Annotated in this window: 17 protein-coding genes; 1 reads left to right on the top strand and 16 read right to left on the bottom strand. The window is 72.6% G+C overall.

What is annotated here, in order from left to right; translation table 11 throughout:
* Positions 1–36: 36 nt before the first annotated feature.
* Genes ACIBMZ_RS16445 through ACIBMZ_RS16395 form a run of 11 tightly spaced genes read right to left on the bottom strand, consistent with a single transcriptional unit; the run spans position 37 to position 9,804 of the window.
* Positions 37–768, bottom strand: coding sequence for a 2-keto-4-pentenoate hydratase (locus tag ACIBMZ_RS16445; RefSeq protein ID WP_396694486.1), 732 nt, complete (start codon positions 766–768; stop codon positions 37–39).
* Positions 765–1,802 (bottom strand): 4-hydroxy-2-oxovalerate aldolase, encoded by a 1,038-nt coding sequence (gene dmpG / locus ACIBMZ_RS16440; protein WP_396694484.1) that lies wholly within the window; start codon positions 1,800–1,802, stop codon positions 765–767. Before dmpG ends, ACIBMZ_RS16445 begins: the two co-directional genes overlap by 4 nt.
* The gene (locus ACIBMZ_RS16435; protein WP_396694482.1) at positions 1,799–2,734 is read right to left on the bottom strand and encodes an acetaldehyde dehydrogenase (acetylating); all 936 of its coding nucleotides are present in this window, start codon (positions 2,732–2,734) and stop codon (positions 1,799–1,801) included. The genes dmpG and ACIBMZ_RS16435 overlap by 4 nt, the downstream gene beginning before the upstream one ends.
* Positions 2,731–3,525 carry a 2-keto-4-pentenoate hydratase gene (locus ACIBMZ_RS16430; protein ID WP_396694480.1) on the bottom strand — a complete coding sequence of 265 codons (795 nt, stop codon included), beginning with the start codon at positions 3,523–3,525 and terminating at the stop codon, positions 2,731–2,733. The genes ACIBMZ_RS16435 and ACIBMZ_RS16430 overlap by 4 nt, the downstream gene beginning before the upstream one ends.
* Positions 3,522–5,033 (bottom strand): 2-hydroxymuconic semialdehyde dehydrogenase, encoded by a 1,512-nt coding sequence (locus ACIBMZ_RS16425; protein ID WP_396694478.1) that lies wholly within the window; start codon positions 5,031–5,033, stop codon positions 3,522–3,524. Before ACIBMZ_RS16425 ends, ACIBMZ_RS16430 begins: the two co-directional genes overlap by 4 nt.
* A gap of 18 nt (positions 5,034–5,051) precedes the next feature.
* Positions 5,052–5,327: a EutN/CcmL family microcompartment protein gene (locus tag ACIBMZ_RS16420; protein WP_396694476.1), complete on the bottom strand. Its 276-nt coding sequence runs from the start codon at positions 5,325–5,327 to the stop codon at positions 5,052–5,054.
* Positions 5,327–5,653 carry a BMC domain-containing protein gene (locus tag ACIBMZ_RS16415; RefSeq protein ID WP_396694474.1) on the bottom strand — a complete coding sequence of 109 codons (327 nt, stop codon included), beginning with the start codon at positions 5,651–5,653 and terminating at the stop codon, positions 5,327–5,329. The genes ACIBMZ_RS16420 and ACIBMZ_RS16415 overlap by 1 nt, the downstream gene beginning before the upstream one ends.
* Before the next feature lie 22 nt (positions 5,654–5,675).
* Complete coding sequence (locus ACIBMZ_RS16410; RefSeq protein WP_117230022.1) at positions 5,676–5,966, bottom strand: BMC domain-containing protein; 291 nt, start codon at positions 5,964–5,966, stop codon at positions 5,676–5,678.
* A 10-nt stretch (positions 5,967–5,976) separates the two neighbouring features.
* Positions 5,977–6,816: a 2-amino-5-chlorophenol 1,6-dioxygenase subunit alpha gene (locus ACIBMZ_RS16405; protein ID WP_396694472.1), complete on the bottom strand. Its 840-nt coding sequence runs from the start codon at positions 6,814–6,816 to the stop codon at positions 5,977–5,979.
* Positions 6,809–7,789 carry a tRNA U-34 5-methylaminomethyl-2-thiouridine biosynthesis protein gene (locus ACIBMZ_RS16400; RefSeq protein ID WP_396694470.1) on the bottom strand — a complete coding sequence of 327 codons (981 nt, stop codon included), beginning with the start codon at positions 7,787–7,789 and terminating at the stop codon, positions 6,809–6,811. The genes ACIBMZ_RS16405 and ACIBMZ_RS16400 overlap by 8 nt, the downstream gene beginning before the upstream one ends.
* Positions 7,786–9,804 (bottom strand): hydantoinase B/oxoprolinase family protein, encoded by a 2,019-nt coding sequence (locus ACIBMZ_RS16395; protein WP_396694468.1) that lies wholly within the window; start codon positions 9,802–9,804, stop codon positions 7,786–7,788. Before ACIBMZ_RS16395 ends, ACIBMZ_RS16400 begins: the two co-directional genes overlap by 4 nt.
* 165 nt (positions 9,805–9,969) lie before the next feature.
* Here ACIBMZ_RS16395 and ACIBMZ_RS16390 point away from each other — a divergent pair, with 165 nt between their 5' ends.
* Positions 9,970–10,794, top strand: coding sequence for an IclR family transcriptional regulator (locus ACIBMZ_RS16390; protein ID WP_396694466.1), 825 nt, complete (start codon positions 9,970–9,972; stop codon positions 10,792–10,794).
* Positions 10,795–10,799: 5 nt separating this feature from the next.
* Here the strand turns inward: ACIBMZ_RS16390 and ACIBMZ_RS16385 are convergent, their stop codons facing one another.
* Genes ACIBMZ_RS16385 through ACIBMZ_RS16365 form a run of 5 tightly spaced genes read right to left on the bottom strand, consistent with a single transcriptional unit; the run spans position 10,800 to position 18,084 of the window.
* Positions 10,800–12,419, bottom strand: a complete 1,620-nt coding sequence (locus ACIBMZ_RS16385) for a thiamine pyrophosphate-binding protein (protein WP_396694464.1) — start codon at positions 12,417–12,419, stop codon at positions 10,800–10,802.
* On the bottom strand, positions 12,416–13,165 hold the full coding sequence (locus tag ACIBMZ_RS16380; RefSeq protein ID WP_396694461.1) for an enoyl-CoA hydratase/isomerase family protein: 750 nt from the start codon (positions 13,163–13,165) through the stop codon (positions 12,416–12,418). Before ACIBMZ_RS16380 ends, ACIBMZ_RS16385 begins: the two co-directional genes overlap by 4 nt.
* Complete coding sequence (purB, locus tag ACIBMZ_RS16375; RefSeq protein ID WP_396694459.1) at positions 13,162–14,520, bottom strand: adenylosuccinate lyase; 1,359 nt, start codon at positions 14,518–14,520, stop codon at positions 13,162–13,164. The genes ACIBMZ_RS16380 and purB overlap by 4 nt, the downstream gene beginning before the upstream one ends.
* The gene (locus ACIBMZ_RS16370; protein ID WP_396694457.1) at positions 14,520–16,070 is read right to left on the bottom strand and encodes a class I adenylate-forming enzyme family protein; all 1,551 of its coding nucleotides are present in this window, start codon (positions 16,068–16,070) and stop codon (positions 14,520–14,522) included. The genes purB and ACIBMZ_RS16370 overlap by 1 nt, the downstream gene beginning before the upstream one ends.
* Before the next feature lie 4 nt (positions 16,071–16,074).
* The gene (locus ACIBMZ_RS16365; RefSeq protein ID WP_396694455.1) at positions 16,075–18,084 is read right to left on the bottom strand and encodes a hydantoinase/oxoprolinase family protein; all 2,010 of its coding nucleotides are present in this window, start codon (positions 18,082–18,084) and stop codon (positions 16,075–16,077) included.
* Positions 18,085–18,136 lie beyond the last annotated feature (52 nt).

Raw genomic sequence — 18,136 nt, 5'->3', positions numbered from 1 at the left:
GACGGTCGCGTCGGGCGCCGTTCTCGTTGTGTGGGGTCACGACGCGACCCGCAGGGACGCGGTGCCGAGCGTGTCGACGGTGACCCGGACGTGGGATCCGGCCCGCAGCGGCACGGCGGCGGTGGCCGCACCGGCGAGCAGGATCACGCCGTTGGCCAGGTCCACACCGCTGGCGGCGGCGAGCCGGACCGCTTCGGCGAGCGCCCGGCGGGGGTCGCCGAGGATCGCGGCCGTGGATCCGATCTGCACGGGTCGCCCGTCCACCTCCAGCAGTACGCCGAGGTTGTCGATCCCGTCCGGCAGCGGTTGCCAGGCGCCGAGGACGAAGCCGCTCGCGGAGGTGTTGTCGGCGATGACCTCGGGCAGGGTGAAGCGGAAGTCGACGTACCGCGAGTCGATCACCTCGAGGGCCGGCGCGACCGCCGTGATCGCACCACCGTGGACGAGGAAGGCGACCTCCGGTTCGACCTTGGGGTGGATGTGGGCGGCCAGTCGGAGCGTGCCGCCGTCGGGAATGTGCATGGCGTCGGTGAGCCGACCCCAGATGACCTCGTCGACGCCCATCTGCGCCATCTTGGCCCGGCTGGTCAGCCCGAGCTTCAGTCCGACGGGACGTTCACCGCGCGAGAGCCGGTGATCGACCACGGCCTGCTGCACCCGGTAGGCGGTGGGTACGTCCAGCGCGGTGTCGGTGCCGAGCTGCGGGATGGCGGTACGGCTGGTCGCCGCGGCGTCGAGGCGTCGGGCGAGGTGGTCGGTGGTGCTCATCGGCTTCCTCCGGTCGCGGTGGTCCGGTCGGTGGCGGCGACCAGGTCGAGGGCGACGTCGACGATCATGTCCTCCTGTCCGCCGACCATGCGGCGGCGACCCAGTTCGACGAGGATCGAGCGGACGTCGATCCCGTAGCGCTGCGAGGCCCGCTCGGCATGACGCAGGAAGCTGGAGTAGACCCCCGCGTAGCCCAGGCTCAGCGTTTCCCGGTCGACCCGGACCGGCCGGTCCTGCAACGGCCGGACCAGGTCGTCGGCAGCGTCCATCAGCGCGAACACGTCGCAGCCGTGGTCCCAGCCGTGGAGTTCGGCGACGGCCGCGAACACCTCCAGGGGTGCGTTGCCGGCGCCGGCGCCGTGCCCGGCCAGGGAGGCGTCGACCCGGGTGGTGCCGTGCTCCACGGCGGCGACGCTGTTGGCCACGCCGAGGGACAGGTTGTGGTGCGCGTGGATGCCGACCTGCGTGGCCGGGTCGAGGACCTGGCGGTACGCGTCGACGCGTTCGGCGACGTCCCGGGTCAGCAGCCGACCGCCGGAGTCGGTGACGTAGACGCAGTGCGCGCCGTAGGACTCCATCAGTTTCGCCTGCGCCGCCAGTGCCGCCGGGTCGTTCATGTGCGCCATCATCAGGAACCCGGACACGTCCATGCCGTTGTCGCGGGCCCATCCGATGTGTTGGGCGGAGATGTCCGCCTCGGTGCAGTGCGTGGCGATCCGTACGCTGGTCACGCCCAGGTCGCGGGCGGCCTTGAGGTCGGCGATGGTGCCGATGCCGGGCAGCAGGAGGGTGGTCAGTCTCGCGGTGGTGACCGCCTCGGCCGCCGCGGCGATCCAGTCCGCGTCGGACGCGGCGCCGTGCCCGTAGTTGACGCTCGAACCGGCCAGTCCGTCGCCGTGGGCGACCTCGATCGCCGCGACCCCGGCCGCGTCGAGGGCGGCGGCGATCGCGCGGACCTGGTCGACGGTGAACTGGTGCCGTACGGCGTGCATGCCGTCGCGCAGTGTCACGTCCTGGAGATAGAGCCTGGTCATGCCGGCACCTTCCGGTCGGCGCGGGGTGCGACCATCCGTTCCGCCGTGCGGAGTGCGGCAGAGGTCATGATGTCGAGGTTGCCGGCGTACGCGGGCAGGTAGTGCCCGGCGCCGGAGACCTCCAGGAACACCGACACCTGGACGCCGGTGAACCGGGTGCCCAGCGCGGGCACGTACGTGTCGACGTGGTCGAACTGCACGCGTTGTTTCAGCCGGTAGCCGGGCACGTATCCGGCGACGGTGGCGACCATGGTCTCGATCGACGCCGCGACGGCGGCCCGGTCGACGTCCCGGTCGGGGCAGAGGCAGTAGACGGTGTCGCGCATCATCATCGGTGGTTCCGCCGGGTTCAGCACGATGATCGCCTTGCCGCGACGGGCGCCGCCGACGACCTCGATCGCCCGTGCCGTGGTCTCGGTGAACTCGTCGATGTTGGCCCGGGTGCCCGGGCCCGCCGACCGGGAGGCGATCGAGGCGACGATCTCCGCGTAGTGCACGGGTGTCACCTGGCCGACGGCGGCGACGATCGGGACGGTCGCCTGCCCGCCGCAGGTCACCATGTTGACGTTCGGCTCGTCGAGGTGCTCGTCGAGGTTGACCGGCGGCACCACGTACGGGCCGACGGCGGCCGGGGTCAGGTCCACCACCAGGCGGCCGTGCTCGCGCAGCAGCGCGGCGTGGCGGCGGTGCGATCCGGCCGACGTGGCGTCGAAGACGACCCCGACGTCGGCGAACTCCGGCATCGTCAGCAGCCCGTCGATCCCGTCGGCGGTGGTGGCCACGCCGAGCCGGCGGGCTCTGGCGAGGCCGTCGGAGTCCGGGTCGACGCCGACCATCGCCGTCATCCGCAGCGACTCCGACAGGCGCAACACTTTGATCATCAGGTCGGTGCCGATGTTCCCCGGCCCGATCACGGCCACTCCGGTGCTCATGCCGACTTCCCCGGGCTGAAGCAGGCCCGGACCGAGCCCAGGCCGGAGATCCGCGCCTCGTACGTCGCGCCGGGGGTGACCGGCACCATCGGTCCGAGTGCGCCGGACAGCACGATGTCCCCGGCGGCCAGCGGCGTACCCGTGCCGGCCAGGGTCTGCGCGAGCCAGGCGACCGCGTGGACGGGGTTGCCGAGGCAGGCGGCGCCCGCCCCGACCGACACCGGTTCACCGGCGTGTTCGAGCACCATCCCGGCCAGTCGGAGGTCGACGTCCGCCAGCGAGCGGGGCTGGTTGCCGAGCACGAACAGTCCGGAGGAGGCGTTGTCGGCGACGGTGTCCACGATGGAGATGTCCCAGCCGGTGATCCGGGAGTCGACGATCTCGATGGCGGGCAGGACGTGGTCGGTGGCCCGGATCACGTCGGCGGGTGTCACCTGCGGGAACGGCAGGTCGGCACCGAGCACGAACGCGACCTCGGCCTCCACCCGGGGTTGCAGCAGCCGACCGACGTCGATCTCGGTGCCGTCCGGGACCGCCATGTCGGCGAAGAGCATCCCGAAGTCGGGCTGGTAGACCCCGAAGGCCTGCTGGACGGCGGCCGACGTCAGGCCGATCTTCGCGCCGACCCGGCGGCGGCCCGCCGCCTCCCACTGCGCGACCTGTGCCTGTTGCACCTGGTACGCGGCGTCGACGTCGCCGACCGGGAGAAGGTCGCCGCGCAGCGGCGCGACGGGGGTACGTGTCTCGTAGGCGGTCCGCAGCACTCGGGCGGCCCGGGCGACATCACTCATGACAGGTCCACACAGACGTTGGTCAGCTCGGAGTAGAAGTTCAGGGAGTGGACGCCGCCCTCCCGGCCGACGCCGGAGGCCTTGGCTCCGCCGAACGGGGTGCGCAGGTCCCGCAGGAACCACGTGTTGACCCACACGATGCCGGTCTCCAGGCGCGTGCCGGCCCGGTGGGCGCGGCCCACGTCCCGGGTCCAGACGGTGGCGGCCAGGCCGTAGTCGCTGTCGTTGGCCAGGTCGAACGCCTCGTCCTCGTCGTCGAACGGCGCCACGTGGCAGACCGGGCCGAAGACCTCCTCCCGGTTGACGCGGGCGTCGGGCCCCAGGCCGGTCAGGACGGTCGGCCGGACGTAGGCGCCGCCGTCGCGGGCGTCGGCGAAGGTCGGTATGTCGCCGCCGGCGAGCACGGTGGCGCCCTCGGTGCGGGCCAGGTCGTAGTAGCCCAGCACCTTGTCCTGGTGGGCGTGGGAGATCAGCGGCATGTTCGCCGTCGCCTCGTCGGCGGGCCAGCCGAAGGTCAGCTCGTCGGCGCGGGCGGCCAGCCGGGTCACGAACTCGTCGAAGACCGGTCGCTGCACGAGCAGTCGTTCGGTGCAGAGGCACACCTGGCCGCCGTTGGTGAACGAGGAACGCACCGAGCCCTCGATCGCGGCGTCGAGGTCGGCGTCGGCGAAGACCAGGCCGGCGTTCTTGCCGCCCAGTTCGAAGGAGACCGCCTTCACGCCGTCGGCCGCCGCCCGCATGATCGTCTGTCCGGTGGCCGACTCGCCGGTGAAGGTGATCGCGTCGACGTCCGGGTGCTGGGTCAGGAACTCCCCTGCCGAGTTCGGTCCGAAGCCGTGTACGACGTTGAAGACGCCGTCGGGCACTCCGGCCGCCGCCATCACCTCGGCCAGCAGTGTCGCCGACGACGGTGTCTCCTCGGAGGGTTTGACCACCACGGTGTTGCCGCAGGCGAGGGCCGGTGCGACCTTCCAGGTCAGCAGCAGCAGGGGCAGGTTCCAGGGCACGATCACGGCGACCACGCCGACCGGTTTGCGTACGGCGTAGTTCAGGGCTCGGCCGCCGGTGGGGGTCGGGGTCGTGAAGGACTCCGTCGGGGTGGTCGACACGATCTCGGCGAACGCGCGGAAGTTCGCCGCGCCACGGGGGATGTCCAGGGTGCGGGCCTGTGAAATGGACTTGCCGGTGTCGCCGACCTCCGCCGCCACCAGGTCGTCGAAGCGGCGTTCCAGTTCGTCGGCGACCCGGTAGAGCACCGCGGCCCGCTCCCGCTCCCCCATGCGTCCCCAGGGTCCGCGCAGCGCCGAGCGTGCGGCGGCCACCGCGGCGTCCACCGTGGATCGGTCGGCCTCGGCGACGTGGCGGATGGTCTCGCCGGTGACCGGGGAGACCTTGGCGATGTGCCGGCCGGACGTGTCGAACACGCCGTCGACGAAGTTCGGCAGGACGGTCGGCTCGCCGGCCGGTCGGCCGGCGAGCAGACTCGGGGACCAGAGCCCGTCGGTCATCACAGGCGTGCCTTTCGGTCAGGGCGTGGTGGGCGCGGGGTCGGGGGTTTCGGCGGTGCCGGGATCGGCGACCAGGGCGACCACGGCGGCGTCGACGGTGGACTCACCGGTGACCGAGGCGGCTGCCTCGTCGGTGACGACCAGCACGGTGGTGCCGACGCCGACGTTGAGCGGGTCGACGGCGACCAGTTCGGCGCCGTCGGGCCGGACCCGGACCCGGACGAGGCGTCGGCCCTGCAACGAGGGCAGGATGCGGTCCGCCCACACCTTGCCGACGACCTCGCCGAGCACCATCAGGCTTCCCCGCGCAGGCCGGCCATGACCTCGCGGATCCGGGCCGTCTCGGGGTTGTCGAGCAGGGCGGCGGTGGTCGGGTGCGGTTTCGGGTAGACCTGCGAGCTGCGCAGGTCGCCGTGGGCGCGGATGGCGGCCTCGCCGGCGGCGACCGCCTGACGTACGGCGGCGAGGGTGCCGCGTACGGCGACGGCGAGGTAGCCGCTGGTGACTCGTTCGACGCCGACGCAGCGTACGTCGGCGGTCTTGATCATGGCTTCGATGCCCGCGGAGAGGGCGACGACGCCGCGGGTCTCGACGATGCCGATGGCGATGTCGGAGGACATGTCTGGATCTCCTTACCGGCTGTCAGTTGCCGACGAGTTGGGGGTCGGCCGCCAGCGCGCTGACGGCGTCGCAGGGGCTGGCGAAAACGATCGAGCGCACCGAGCGGCTCTTGGCCCGGGCGGTCTCCTCGCCGATGTCGACGGCCTCCTCCACGGTGGCGAGGTCACCGCGGACGGCGACGGCGATGATGCCGCCGCCGAGCCGGACGACCTTGGTCACCTCGACCTCGGTGGCCTTCACCATCGCGTCGACGGCGTCGAAGATGGGGGTGAAGCCTTCGGCTTCGACGAAGCCCACGGCTGTGTTCCGCATGCTCTCTCCTCTAGTGGTGGTCTGGCATGTTCCAGGACAGGACGGCGCCGCCGGTGCCCCAGATGGGGCCGTAGGCGTGCAGGTGTGCCGGGCCGGTGCTCGCCCTGGCGCCGGCGGCGAAGGCCAAGGCCCGGAACTGGCTGTCGGCCTGGGCCTGCCGGGCGAACTCCTCGCGCACGCTGAGGGCTTCGTCGATCTTGCCGGCGGTGAGCAGGTCGAGGATCCGGGTGTTCCACTGCTCGTGGGCGGGTGCGCCGATGTGGTCCTGGGCGGGCTCGATCCACTGTTGGATGAGCCCGGAGGACATCCCGGTCACCACGACGACGGCGGCGCGCAGTCCGGCGTCGCGGGCGGCGGTGGCACCGGCGCGTCCGACGGTGGCGAGGGTGTCGGCGTCGGCGTAGAGGTTGCAGGAGACCTGTGCCCAGCGCAGCTTCCGCTCCGGGTCGAGCAGTGCGGAGGTGACGATGGTGCCGGTGTCGATCGGGAATCCGTCGTAGCGGGTCCGTCGGGCCTGGAGTCCGTCGGACTGGACCCGGGCGGCCCAGCGTTCGGTGAAGTCGACGTCGAAGCGGAGGTCGTAGTCGAGCAGGCCGTAGTCGTAGGCGTACCAGTTCTCGTCGACGTGCCGGCCGCGCGGGTTGGGGTTGCACTGGAACTGGTGGCCCAGCACGGTGAACCACTGGGTGGACAGCAGCAGCACCACGTCGGGTTCGAGTCGGCGCAGCCGGGCGCCCACGTCGCGGGCGGCGTCGGCCAGTGCCGACCAGCTCGGTGCGGCGTGTTCGGCGAGCAGGTGCGGCATGCCGGGCAGCAGCGCGCCGGCGACGACTCCGGTCCGGTCAGCCATGGTGGTCCCCCTCGGGTACCCATTCGACGACCGCGTTGCCGGTGCCGATGATCGTGCCGTAGCCGAGGACGTCGCCCGCCACCTTGGGCCAGCCCATCGCGGCGAGCATCCAGGTGAGGCTGCCGGCCTTGGTCTCGCTGGCGGTGGCCTCGATGTGTTCGGGGATGAGTTCGCGCAGCGGTGCGGTCGGTCCGCGTCGGATCGCTTCGAGCAGCTTCATGTCCCAGCGGTACTGGTGGTTGTTGTAGGGGTGCTCCCGTTCCATGTCCTCGGGCAGCTCCGGTTCCTCGTGCCAGTGCAGGTGCGACAGCGAGTTGGAGGCGAGCAGGACGGCGCGGCGGCCGGTGGCTTCGACGGCCCGTCGGGTGGCTTCGCCGAGGACCTCCATCTCCTCCAGGGAGGCGTCGGAGTAGAAGTACGGGTTGTTGTTGGCCGAGAGGGAGACCACGGGGATGTCCCAGGCCGGGTTGGCCAGGTGCAGGGCGCCGATGGTGGCGTAGTCGACGCGGACGCGCGGGTCGTGCAGGGTGCGGGTGACCAGGCCGAGTCCGTTGGCCTCCTCGGCGATGGCCTCGCCGAGTTCGACGTCGGTGCGGAAGTCGTAGTGGTAACGGAACAGGTGCGGGAAGATCGGTTCGACGGAGGTGCCGCGCGGGTTCGGTACACAGTTGACGTGGTGACCGACCATCGTGATCCAGTGCGGGGCGTGCACGATGAGCACGTCGGGCTTGTGGACCTCGCGGATGCGTGTGCGCAGGCGCTCGTACGCCCAGCGCAGCGTCTCCCAGCCGCCGGTGGAGCGTGGTTCGTTCTGTGGTGGGTTCTCGGCGTAGATCAGGTGGGGTGGGTGCGGGCTGAGGCAGCCGGCGACGATGCCGCACCGCCGCGTCGCGGTGGTCGGTGGCGGGGTGCGTGGGGCGGTGGTGGCACCGCCCCGGGCCGGTGCGACCGGCACTCGGAAGACCTTGCTCATGAGCGTCCTTCCCCGCGCAGTACCCGCACGTGGGAGCGGTCGTGTGGGGCGGTGCCGAGGATCTGCAGCCCGTCGTCGTCGAGGGCGAGTTCGTCGGCGGCCAGTGCGGTGTCGTGTCGGATCCAGGCCCGCAGCGGGGCGGGATGTCCGCCGTGGACCTCGACGAGGGTGTCCTCGGCCAGGCCGCTGTCGGGGGCGACGTAGGCCAGGCGTCGCTGGCCGCGCTGGCCGGTGTAGGCCGGCTGGGTGGTGACGGTGGTCCGCAGCCAGCGTCGCTGGTCGCGGAGCCGTTGCCGGGTGGCGGCGGTCGCGGTGGGGTCGACCCGGCCGTCGGCGTCGAGTTCGACGCCGTAGCGCTGTCGTGCCTCGGCGGCGGTCAGGTACTCCTGGGTGATGTCGTCGGCGACGTGCTCGGGCAGCCGGTCCAGCGGGTCGCCCCAGCCGCCGCCGCCGGCGGACTCCATCACCAGCAGGTCTCCGGTGCGCATTGGGAAGCCGGCGACCTTGCCGGGGGTGGCGAAGTCGACGCGTTCGCCGTCGGACCGTCGGATGTGGGTCACGGTGGGCGCGCCGGGGCCGCCGTGTCGCAGACCGTACGGCGGGACGGTGGTCCGGTCGGTCTGCACCGAGTACGCGCCCCCGCTGGCCAGCAGACGGGTCTCGCGGCGGCTGCCGAGTCCGCCTCGGCGTGCGCCGTCGCCGCTGGAGCCGGTGCGCAGCTCGCAGGACTCGACGAGGATCGGGATCTCGGTCTCCAGCCGTTCGACGGACTGGATGGTGGAGATGTCGCCGAGGTCGACGGGGTTCATGGCGCTGGGACCGTCGGATTCGAGGAACCCGCCGTTGCCGCCGGCCGGGTAGTCGTAGTAGAGGTATGGCCGGCCGGTGTGTTCGTCGACGCCACCGATGAGGTTCTGGAAGGTGGTGCCGAACTGGTCGGCGGCGATGAGGTCGGGTGCCACCTGGCTGAGTGCGGCCATCACGGCCGAGATGACGCGTTTGCGGACCTCGCTGTGGGCGTTGGCCGGGGCCGGGTAGCTGACGTGCACGACGGTGCCCGGCTCGGTGTGCACCCGCAGCGGCCGGAAGGCACCGTGGTTGACCAGGCCGCCGGGGTCCAGGGCCGATTTGACGGCGATGAAGACGCCGGCGACGGTCATCGCCCGCGAGGAGTTGACCACGGCGGCGACCTGGGTCGACGAGCCGCGGAAGTCGGCCTCGATCTCGTCGCCGTCGACGGTGAGCGCGCAGCGGACGATGGCCGCGTCGTACTGTCCGTCGGTGTAGAGGTCGAGGTAGTCCTCGTAGCGGTAGGTGCCGTCGGGCAGGGCCTGGATCATGGTGCGCAGGCGGTGCTCGGTGCGGTCCATGTTGGCGGCGACGGATTCCAGGATCAGGTCGGTGCCGTGCCGGGCGACGAGTTCACGCAGGCGCCGTTCGGCGGTGTGGCAGGCGGCGATGCTGGATTCGAGGTCGCCCCGGCGTTCCTCGGCCATCCGGACGTTGGCGAAGACGATGTCGAACGCGGCCCGGTTGGGTCGCCCCTGCTCGATGAGCCTGATCGGGGGGATCCGCAGCCCTTCCTGGAGGATCTCGGTGGCCTGGCCGGAGACGCTGCCCGGGGTCATGCCGCCGATGTCGGCCCAGTGCATGCGGACGCAGGGGAAGAGGAAGAGTTCTCCGTCGACGAAGACCGGGCTGATCAGGGTGACGTCGTTGAGGTGGCTGCCGCCTCGGTAGGGGTCGTTGACGATGTAGAGGTCACCGGGGCGCATCTCGTCGGCGAAGTCGGCGAAGATCTCGGCGACCGAGGCCGGCATGGCGATGACGTGGCCGGGCATGTCCCGGCCCTGGGCGACCATCTGTCCCTGGGGGTCGAACAGGGCGCAGGAGAAGTCCTGTGCGTCGGCGATCACCGGCGAGTGCGCGGTGCGGAAGATCGTTTGTCGCATCTCCCGGACGATCGAGATGAGACCTTCGGTGACGACTTCCAGGTCGATCGGGTTCACAGTCATGCGGATGCCTCACTGGTTCCGGCTCGATCCCGATGGTGGGAGAACGGACCATCTGGGGTGGGCCACCGTGGGTGGGCCATCTGGGGTGGACCATAACGCACTGGACCATAATGTGGTCCTAGGGTTATATTATGAAACCTAGCAACCGAGAAGGTGGGAAGCAAGATGTCGTACGCCACTGACACCAGCCCGGACGACGGGCCGACGCCCCGGGAGTCCGGCACCCAGGCGCTCGACCGCGCCCTGAGCGTGCTGCTCGCCTTCCGTGGCACCGAGGCCGAACGCAAGGTCAGCGACGTCAGCCGCGAACTCGGCCTACACAAGTCGACCGCCAGCCGACTGTTCCGCGCCCTGGCCGACGCCGGCTTCCTGCACCGCAACGAGGACAACGGCAACTACCGGCTCGGGGTCACCGTCTTCGAGCTCGGCGCGCGCTACCTCGCCGGCCTGGACCTGCACACCCTCGCCCGTCCCCTGGTGCACCGGCTGGCCGAGGAGGAGGGCGAGAGCGTCAACCTGTCGGTCCTGGAGGACCTCGACGCGATCTCCATCCACGTCGTGCAGGGCACCCGCAACCTGCAGCTCGTCTCCCGGCTCGGCCGACGCATCCCGCTGTGGTGCAGCGCCGCCGGCAAGGCCCTGCTGATCGACCGGGACGACGCCACGCTGCGCGCCACCCTGGCCGACGCACCGTTCACCGCGCTGACCGCCCACACGATCACCGACCTGGACACGTTCGTGTCCCGGATGGCGACCGTCCGGGAGCAGGGCTGGGCGCTCAACGACCAGGAGAGCGAGGAGGGACTGCGGGTCGTGGCCGCGCCGGTGCGCGACCGCCACGGCCGGGTCACCGGCGCCATCAGCGTCTCCGGCCCGATCTTCCGCCTCGACGAGGCCCGGGTGACGCAGCTGGCCGAAGCGGCCCGCCGCACCGCCGACGAGCTGTCCCGGCAACTCGGGTACGGCTTCGGCGACGTCTGGGGCGACTGACCCGGTCAAAACTTCTCCTGCACGACGTCCGGGCGGATCCGTACGTGGAGCAGGGCCGGCCCGGCCAACGGCAGCACCTCGTCGAAGGCCGCCCGCGCACCCGCCTCGTCGGTGACCGTCCACGCCGGCACCCCGAGTGCGCGGGCCACGGCTGCGAGGTCCCGCTCGGGGAAACGGGCCAGCTCGGGGTCGACCCCACGCGGGGCGAGTTTGCGGACCTCCGCGCCGTACGCGGCGTCGTCGAGGAGCACCAGCAGCACCGGTGCGCCGACCCGGGCCAGGGTGTCCAGCTCCCCCAGACCGGTGAGCAGGCTGCCGTCGCCCTCGAACGCGACCACCGGCCGGTCGGGGCGGCCCACGGCGGCGCCCACCGCGAACGGCAGTCCGACGCCGATGCTGCCGAACTCCCACGGGGCGAGGAAGGACCGGTCGGTGGCGGCCGAGTCCAGCAGCAGGTTGGGCCAGCCGCCGAAGTGACCGACGCCGACCACCGTGGTCCGCTCGCGGGGCAGGCGTTCGGCACAGATCCGGATGAAGGCCCGAGGGTCGATGCGGCCGGGCCGGGACTCGATGTCCAGGCCGGCGAACGGGTCGGCACCCGCCAGTTCGGCAGCCAGGTCCGTGCTGCGCCAGTCCGGTCGGCGTACCGGCGTCAGCACCGCCGACACCGCCTGCGCCGTCTCCCCCACGTCGCCCAGCACCCCGGCCGACACCGGCCAGCGGGCCCCGATCGCGGCCGGGTCGACGTCCACCGCGACCAGCACCGCGTCCGGGAAGAGCGCACCGTGGTCGGCGGTCCACCGGTTGAGTCCGGCCCCGAACGTGACCACCAGGTCCGCCTCGGCCAGGGTCCGCCGGGTCAGCGGCCGGGACAGCCCACCGGCCACCCCGAGGTCGTACGGGTGCCCACGGAACAGACCGGCGGCCATCAGCGTGGTGGCGAGCAGGGCTCCGCCACGGTCGGCGAGGTCCCGGATCGCGGCCGCCGCCGGTTCGGCGCCCCGGCCGGCGAGCAGCACCGGGCGGTGCGCCGTGCGGATCCGGTGGGCCAGCGCGTCGACGTCGGCGGGGTCCGGCGCGAGTGGTCGGGGTGCGCGGAACACCATCGGCGCCGGGGCGGGCGGGTGCTGCGGGACCTGCGCGTCGGCCAGGTCGATCGGCATGTTCAGCACCACCGGGCCGGTCAGCTCGCGGGCGGCCCGGAACGCCAGCCCGACGTCGCGCATCGCGGTGCCGGCGGTGTGCACCGGGACGAACGTGCCCGCCGTGGCCAGCGCGTACGGCTGCTGGTCGAAGTGCTGCACGTGCAGCGGGTCGCCGGGCGGAGTGTCGCCGGCGAGCAGGACCAGCGGGGTGCGGGCCTGCCGGGCGATGGTCAGCGCCGCCCCGGCGACCGCCAGTCCCGGCCCCTGGGTGACGGTGGCGACGCCGCAGCGGCCGGTGGTGCGGGCGTACCCGTCGGCCATCATCACGGCGGCGTTCTCGTTGCGGGCCGCGACGAACCGGACGCCGTGCCGCTCGACCAGGTCGGCGACCAGGTACATGTTGGCGTCGCCGAGCAGACCGAAGACGGTGTCGACGCCGTGCGCCACGACGGCGTCGGCGATCGCCTCGAACACCCTCACCGCGCGTCCCCGTCGAGGTAGCCGCCGGGCGGGCGCAACGCCACGCTCAGCGCGCCGAGGAAGGAGTCGTTGGCCGCCGCGTCGAAGCGGGGACCGGCCAGCCGGGCGGCACGTTTGGTCATCGTGCGGCCGACCACCGAGGTGGCCAGCAGCCGGTCGGTGATCGCGTCCACGGCGGCGGGCAGGTCGTCGGCGGCGACCACCCGGGTGACCAGGCGCAGGTCGAGCAGTTCAGCGGGTTCGACCCGCTCGCCGAGCAGCAGCCAACGCTTGGCCAGGTCGGCGCCGACGAGGTCGGCGAGGATCGCCATGCCGCTCCAGGTCAGCGGGATGCCGTAGGTCACCTCGGGGAAGGTGAAGAAGGCGCTGTCGGCGGCCACCCGCAGGTCGCTGGCGAGCCCGATGATGGCGCCCGAGCCGATGGCCGGGCCGTTGAAGGCGGCGACCGTGGTCTGGTCCAGTCGGTACCAGCGTTCGACCAGGTCGGCGGTGCGCCGCTGGACGTGCATGGTGGTCTCGGGGTCGAGGTCGGCCAGCTCGCGCAGGTCGGTGCCGGCGCAGAACGCCGTGCCCTCGCCGGTGAGCACCACCACCTCCACCGTGCGGTCGCGGCCGAGTTCGTGCAGCACGTCCTCGAAGCGGCCGAGCATGTCGAGGTCGAAGCTGTTGCGCCGCAGCGGTCGGTGCAGGGTCACCCGGGCCAACCGGCCGGAGCGGTGCAGCAGGACGGACTGATCAGTGGTCATGGTGACTCCGAGGTCAGGAGGGCTCGGTCGACGAGCACGGCGGCGTGGCCGACGTACGACAGCGGGTCGAGCAGCCCGGCCAGTTCCGGGCCGGGCAGGGCGGCGGCCACCTGCGGGTCGGCGCGCAGCACCTCGACGAACGGCCGGTTCTGCTCCAGGCTGTCGCGGACGATCCGCATCACCAGGTGGTGGGCCTGCTCCCGGCCCAGCGGGTCGGCGAGGCGGAGCATGATCGCCTCGGAGAGCACCAGCCCACCGGTGAGGTCGAGGTTGGCGCGCATCCGGTCCGGATCGACGCCGAGGTCGCCGAAGACCTCGACCAGCCGTTCCAGGGCACCGCCGATGAGGATGAAGCACTCCGGCAGCAGTTTCCACAGAGTCATGCCGACGCCCATGTCGCGGTCGTCCTGCGCCACCATGGTCTGCATCGCCAGCGGCACCTGGGCGCGCAGCGTGCCGGCGGCGGCGATCACCGCCTCGCAGCGGATCGGGTTGCGTTTGTGCGGCATGGTGCTGCTGCCGACCTGGGTGGCGCGCTGCGGTTCGTGGGCCTCGCCGACTTCGGTACGCCCGAGGAAATAGATCTCCCGGGCCAGTTTCTCGGCGCTGGAGGCGACTAGTCCGAGGACCATCAGGCACTCGGCGAACCGGTCCGAGGTGGCGTGCCACGGGGTGTCGGCGACGCCGAGACCGAGTTCGTCGGCCACGGCCCGTTCCAGGGCGAACGCCTGCGGACCGTAGCCGGCCATGGTGCCGGCGGCGCCGCCCATGCTGGTCACCAGCAGTCGTTCGCGCATCTGGGCCAGGCGGGTGCGGTGTCGTTGCAGCTCGCTCTGCCACACCGCGCAGCGCAGGCCGAACGTGGTCGGCAGCGCCTGCTGGCCGTGGGTGCGGGCGGCCATCGGGGTGGTGCGGTGTCGCAGCGCCAGCCGGCGCAGGATGCGGACCAGTTCGTCGACCTGGCGGGAGACGATGGCCAGGCCGGCCCGGGCGCGCAGCACGAATCCGGTGTCCATCACGTCCTGGGTGGTGGCGCCGAGGTGGACGTAACGGCCGGCGTCGCCCTGGCAGGCGGCGGTCAGCGCCCGGACCAGCGGCACGAGCGGGTGCACGGTGTCGGCGGCGTCGGCGGCGAGCACCGCGGTGTCCAGCCGGTCGAGCCGGGCCGCGTCGGTGATCGCCTGGGCTGCGGACGAGGGGATGACGCCGAGGCCGGCCTGTGCGCGGGCCAGGGCCGCTTCGACGTCGAGCCAGGACTGCATGAGTTGGCGGTCGTTGAAGACGCCACGCATCTCGGCGTTGCCGAAGAAGCTGGTGACGGTCAACGAGTCCAGGAAGCACGAGCCGAGCTGCATCAGCGTTGCTCCTCACCGGTGAGCAGGGCGAGCGCGGCGCGTCGGTCGACCTTGCCGGACGGCAGCAACGGCAGGTCGGGGACCGTACGGATCAGCGTCGGCACCTTGTGTCGGGCGAGTCGGGCGGCGGCCGCCCCGGTGAGCCGGTCGGGGTCGGGGGTGGTGTCCGGGGCGGCGACGACGAGGGCGGCGACCTCTTCGCCCCAGCGCGGTGACGGCAGGCCGAGTACGCACACCTGGGCGACGGTCGGGTCGTCGAGCAGGGCGGCCTCCACCTCAGCCGGGCTGATGTTCTCGCCGCCCCGGATGATCAGCTCCTTGACCCGGCCGGTGAGGGTGAGGACCCGGTCGCTGTCCAGCGCGCCCAGGTCGCCGGTGCGCAGCCAGCCGTCGGTGGTGATCGCGGCCTCGGTGGCGGCCGGGTCGTCGACGTACCCGACGGTCACCGACTCGCCCCGGACCAGCAGCTCACCGGGGCGGCCGGCGGGCAGTTCGGTGCGGGTGCCGGGGGTGACGACGACGGCGTCCAGGTCCGCGACGATCCGTCCGACGGTGTCGCCGGGACTGCCGCAGCTCCCGTCGCCGGGGTCGACGCTGATCGTCGGGCCAGCCTCGGTCTGCCCGTAGATCACGGCGATGCGGTCCAGGCCGAGTACCCGCCGGGTGCGGGCGAGCAGCGCCGGCGCGCACGGCGCGCCGCCGAGGAAGCCGACCCGCAGCGACGACAGGTCGAAGCGGTCCGGCGCGGCCTCCACGGTGTCGGCGAGCATCGTGGCCATCGTCGGGACGGCCTGGAGCACGGTGCACCGGTGCCGGGCGATCTGGGTGAGCACCGGTTCGGTGCGGAAGCGGCTCACCGACACCCACAGCGCCCCGGTGACCAGGGCCAGCACGGCACCGCTGCTGAGCCCGGCCGCGTGGGCCAGGGGCAACGGTGAGGCGATCCGGTCGGTGGCGCCGAGTCCGGCGGCGTCGGCCGTCCACCGCGCGTTGGCGATCAGGTTGCGGGCGCTGAGCGCGACCATCTTCGGCGGGCCGGTCGAGCCGGAGGTGAACTGGATGTTCAGGGTGGCGTCCGGGTGTCCGGCGGGGGCGGGCACGGCGCCGTCGCCGATCCCGGCCAGGTTGTCGCCGAGGACGTGCCAGCCGTAGGGGCGGGCCGAGCCGGGCAGCGCGGCGAGCGCCTGCGCGGCGGTGGCGGCGCCGTCGCGGTCGCGGAGGCGACGGGCGACGAAGAGTCGGCGGGGACGGCTGCGGGCCAGAGCCGTGGTCAGCTCCGGGGTGCTCAGCCCCGGATGCAGGGCCACCAGGGCGGCGCCCCGCCATGCCGCGGCGGCCAGCAGGACCAGCCAGTCGAGGCTGTTCTCGGCCCACACCGCGATCCGGTCGCCCCGGCCGACGTCGAGCGCGGCCAGCGTGGCCGCCCGCCGCCCGGCGAGGTCGGCGAACTCCCCCGCCGACACCGGCCGGTCCTGGTCGAAGGCGTACAGGGGGCGGTCCGGGTGCTGGGCGGCGTGGTCCAGGACGGTGGCGTCGAGGGCGTTGATCACCGGATCACTCCTTGACGAGCAGCAGGTTTCCGTGGTCGTCGACGGTCGCGGTCCACCCGGCGCCGACCACGGTCGTGCTGCCGCTCTCCCGGATGACGGCCGGACCGGGCACCGTGCGGCCGGGAGCCAGGTCGGTGCGGCGGTGGACGGTGGCGTCGACCCAGCCGTGCGCGCCGTAGACGCGGGTCGGTGCGGGCTGCGGGGTGGTGCCGGCCGGGGGTGCGAACCGTACGGCGGGTCGGGGGCCGTAGGCGGTCAGCCGGCAGTTGACGATCTCGGCCGGGTGTCCGGAGCGGGCGTAGGCGTACCGGTCGGCGTAGGCGGCGTGGAAGGCCGCGACCAGGTCCTCGGCCGTGGCCGGTAGCTCCTCGACGGGGACGGCGAGGTCGAAGGACTGACCCCGGAACCGCATGCCCACCGACAGGCCGAAGGTGACCTGGTCGGGTTCGACGCCGTCCTCGGCCTTGAGTTGGGCCCGCGCGGTGTCGCGCAGTTCGGCCACCACGGCGCGGACCGCGCCGAGTCCGCTCTCGTCGGCCGGCACCAGCACGGTGCGGACGTAGTCGTGCCGGGCCTGGGCGGTGACGAAGCCGAGGGCGGAGAAGTTGCCCGGTACCGGTGGCACGAGGACCCGGCGGATGCCCAGGTCGTCGGCGAGCACGGTGGCGTGCATGGGGCCGGCGCCGCCGAAGGGCATCAGCACGAAGTCGCGGGGGTCGTGGCCGCAGGCGACCGAGATCTCCTTGATCGCGCTGGTCATCTTGGCGGTGGCGATGGTGAGGATGCCGTGTGCCAGTTCCAGGTCGTCGAGGCCGAACTCGGTGGCCAGGCGGTGCATGGCCGTGCGGGCGGCGGCGACGTCGAGGCGTACCTCGCCACCGAGGCTCTCCTCGGGGTCGAGGTGGCCGACGAGCAGGTGGGCGTCGGTGGTCGTCGGCTCGGTGCCGCCCCGGCCGTAGGCGGCGGGGCCGGGGGTGGAGCCGGCGCTGCGGGGGCCGATGCGGAGTTCGCCGCCGAGGTCGCGCCAGGCGATCGAGCCGCCACCGGCACCGATCGTGTTGATCTCCACCTGGAAGGTGCGGTTCGGGTAGCCGGCGATCGTCCCGTCGTTGGTCATCAACGGGGTGCCGTTCTTGATCAGGCAGACGTCGGTGCTGGTGCCGCCGATGTCGCAGGTGATCACGTTCGGGTAGCCGGCCAGGCCGGCGACGTGGACGCTGGCGGCGACGCCGCCGGCCGGGCCGGACAGGGCCAGGTTGATCGGCAGCCGGCCGGCCTCCTCGGTGGACACGACGCCGCCGCTGCTGGTCATGATCGACAGCGGGTGGGCGTAGCCGCCGGTGGCGAGGGTGTCGCCGAGCCCGCGCAGGTAGTCGGAGACGGTGGAGCGGACGCTGGCGTTGAGCACGGTGGTGGCGAAGCGCTCGTACTCGCCCTGTTCCGGCACCACGTCGGAGGAGATGGTGCAGACCAGGTCGGGATAGCGTTCGGCGAGGCGGGCGGCGGCGGCCCGCTCGTGGGCCGGGTTGCGGTAGGAGTGCAGCAGACAGACGGCCACGGCCTTCGGTCCGGCAGCGGCCACCCGGTCCAGCACGCTGTCGAGGGCGGCGGTGTCCAGTGGCCGCACGACGCTGCCGTCGGCGCCGATGCGCTCGGGCAGGACGTGCCGCAGGCGACGGGGGGTCAGCGGGGGGCGTCCCGCCTCCTTGACGCTGTAGAGCTGCGGCCGGTGGCCGAGACCCATCTCCAGGACGTCGCGGAAGCCCTCGGTGGCGACCACGCTGACCGGCTCGCCGGAGCCTTCCAGCAGCGCGTTGGTGACCCGGGTGGTGCCGTGGACGAAGCGGTCGACCTCGTCGAGGCGTACGCCGAGCTTGGCCAGTCCCTCGAAGATGGCCGCGGCCGGGTCGTCGGGCGTGGACAGGGTCTTGGCCTCGGCGAGCCGGGCGGTGGCCGGCTCGTACACGATGACGTCGGTGAAGGTGCCACCGATGTCGACGCCGATGCACAGCATGGCGAGCCTTTCGATAGTGGTGGGCGCGCGGGCTCCGGCGGCCGGCAGCGGC

It is taken from the genome of Micromonospora sp. NPDC049900 (assembly GCF_044461025.1).
Lineage (GTDB): Bacteria > Actinomycetota > Actinomycetes > Mycobacteriales > Micromonosporaceae > Micromonospora.
Note: the sequence above shows the minus strand (reverse complement) of the source record. Positions and strands in the feature narration are given on the sequence as shown.

What these genes read in the sequence shown, in the direction of transcription:
- ACIBMZ_RS16445 (WP_396694486.1), bottom strand. Translation starts at nt 768, where the DNA reads ATGAGCACCACCGACCACCTCGCCCGACGCCTCGACGCCGCGGCGACC.
- dmpG (WP_396694484.1), bottom strand. Translation starts at nt 1,802, where the DNA reads ATGACCAGGCTCTATCTCCAGGACGTGACACTGCGCGACGGCATGCAC.
- ACIBMZ_RS16435 (WP_396694482.1), bottom strand. Translation starts at nt 2,734, where the DNA reads ATGAGCACCGGAGTGGCCGTGATCGGGCCGGGGAACATCGGCACCGAC.
- ACIBMZ_RS16430 (WP_396694480.1), bottom strand. Translation starts at nt 3,525, where the DNA reads ATGAGTGATGTCGCCCGGGCCGCCCGAGTGCTGCGGACCGCCTACGAG.
- ACIBMZ_RS16425 (WP_396694478.1), bottom strand. Translation starts at nt 5,033, where the DNA reads ATGACCGACGGGCTCTGGTCCCCGAGTCTGCTCGCCGGCCGACCGGCC.
- ACIBMZ_RS16420 (WP_396694476.1), bottom strand. Translation starts at nt 5,327, where the DNA reads ATGGTGCTCGGCGAGGTCGTCGGCAAGGTGTGGGCGGACCGCATCCTG.
- ACIBMZ_RS16415 (WP_396694474.1), bottom strand. Translation starts at nt 5,653, where the DNA reads ATGTCCTCCGACATCGCCATCGGCATCGTCGAGACCCGCGGCGTCGTC.
- ACIBMZ_RS16410 (WP_117230022.1), bottom strand. Translation starts at nt 5,966, where the DNA reads ATGCGGAACACAGCCGTGGGCTTCGTCGAAGCCGAAGGCTTCACCCCC.
- ACIBMZ_RS16405 (WP_396694472.1), bottom strand. Translation starts at nt 6,816, where the DNA reads ATGGCTGACCGGACCGGAGTCGTCGCCGGCGCGCTGCTGCCCGGCATG.
- ACIBMZ_RS16400 (WP_396694470.1), bottom strand. Translation starts at nt 7,789, where the DNA reads ATGAGCAAGGTCTTCCGAGTGCCGGTCGCACCGGCCCGGGGCGGTGCC.
- ACIBMZ_RS16395 (WP_396694468.1), bottom strand. Translation starts at nt 9,804, where the DNA reads ATGACTGTGAACCCGATCGACCTGGAAGTCGTCACCGAAGGTCTCATC.
- ACIBMZ_RS16390 (WP_396694466.1), top strand. Translation starts at nt 9,970, where the DNA reads ATGTCGTACGCCACTGACACCAGCCCGGACGACGGGCCGACGCCCCGG.
- ACIBMZ_RS16380 (WP_396694461.1), bottom strand. Translation starts at nt 13,165, where the DNA reads ATGACCACTGATCAGTCCGTCCTGCTGCACCGCTCCGGCCGGTTGGCC.
- purB (WP_396694459.1), bottom strand. Translation starts at nt 14,520, where the DNA reads ATGCAGCTCGGCTCGTGCTTCCTGGACTCGTTGACCGTCACCAGCTTC.
- ACIBMZ_RS16365 (WP_396694455.1), bottom strand. Translation starts at nt 18,084, where the DNA reads ATGCTGTGCATCGGCGTCGACATCGGTGGCACCTTCACCGACGTCATC.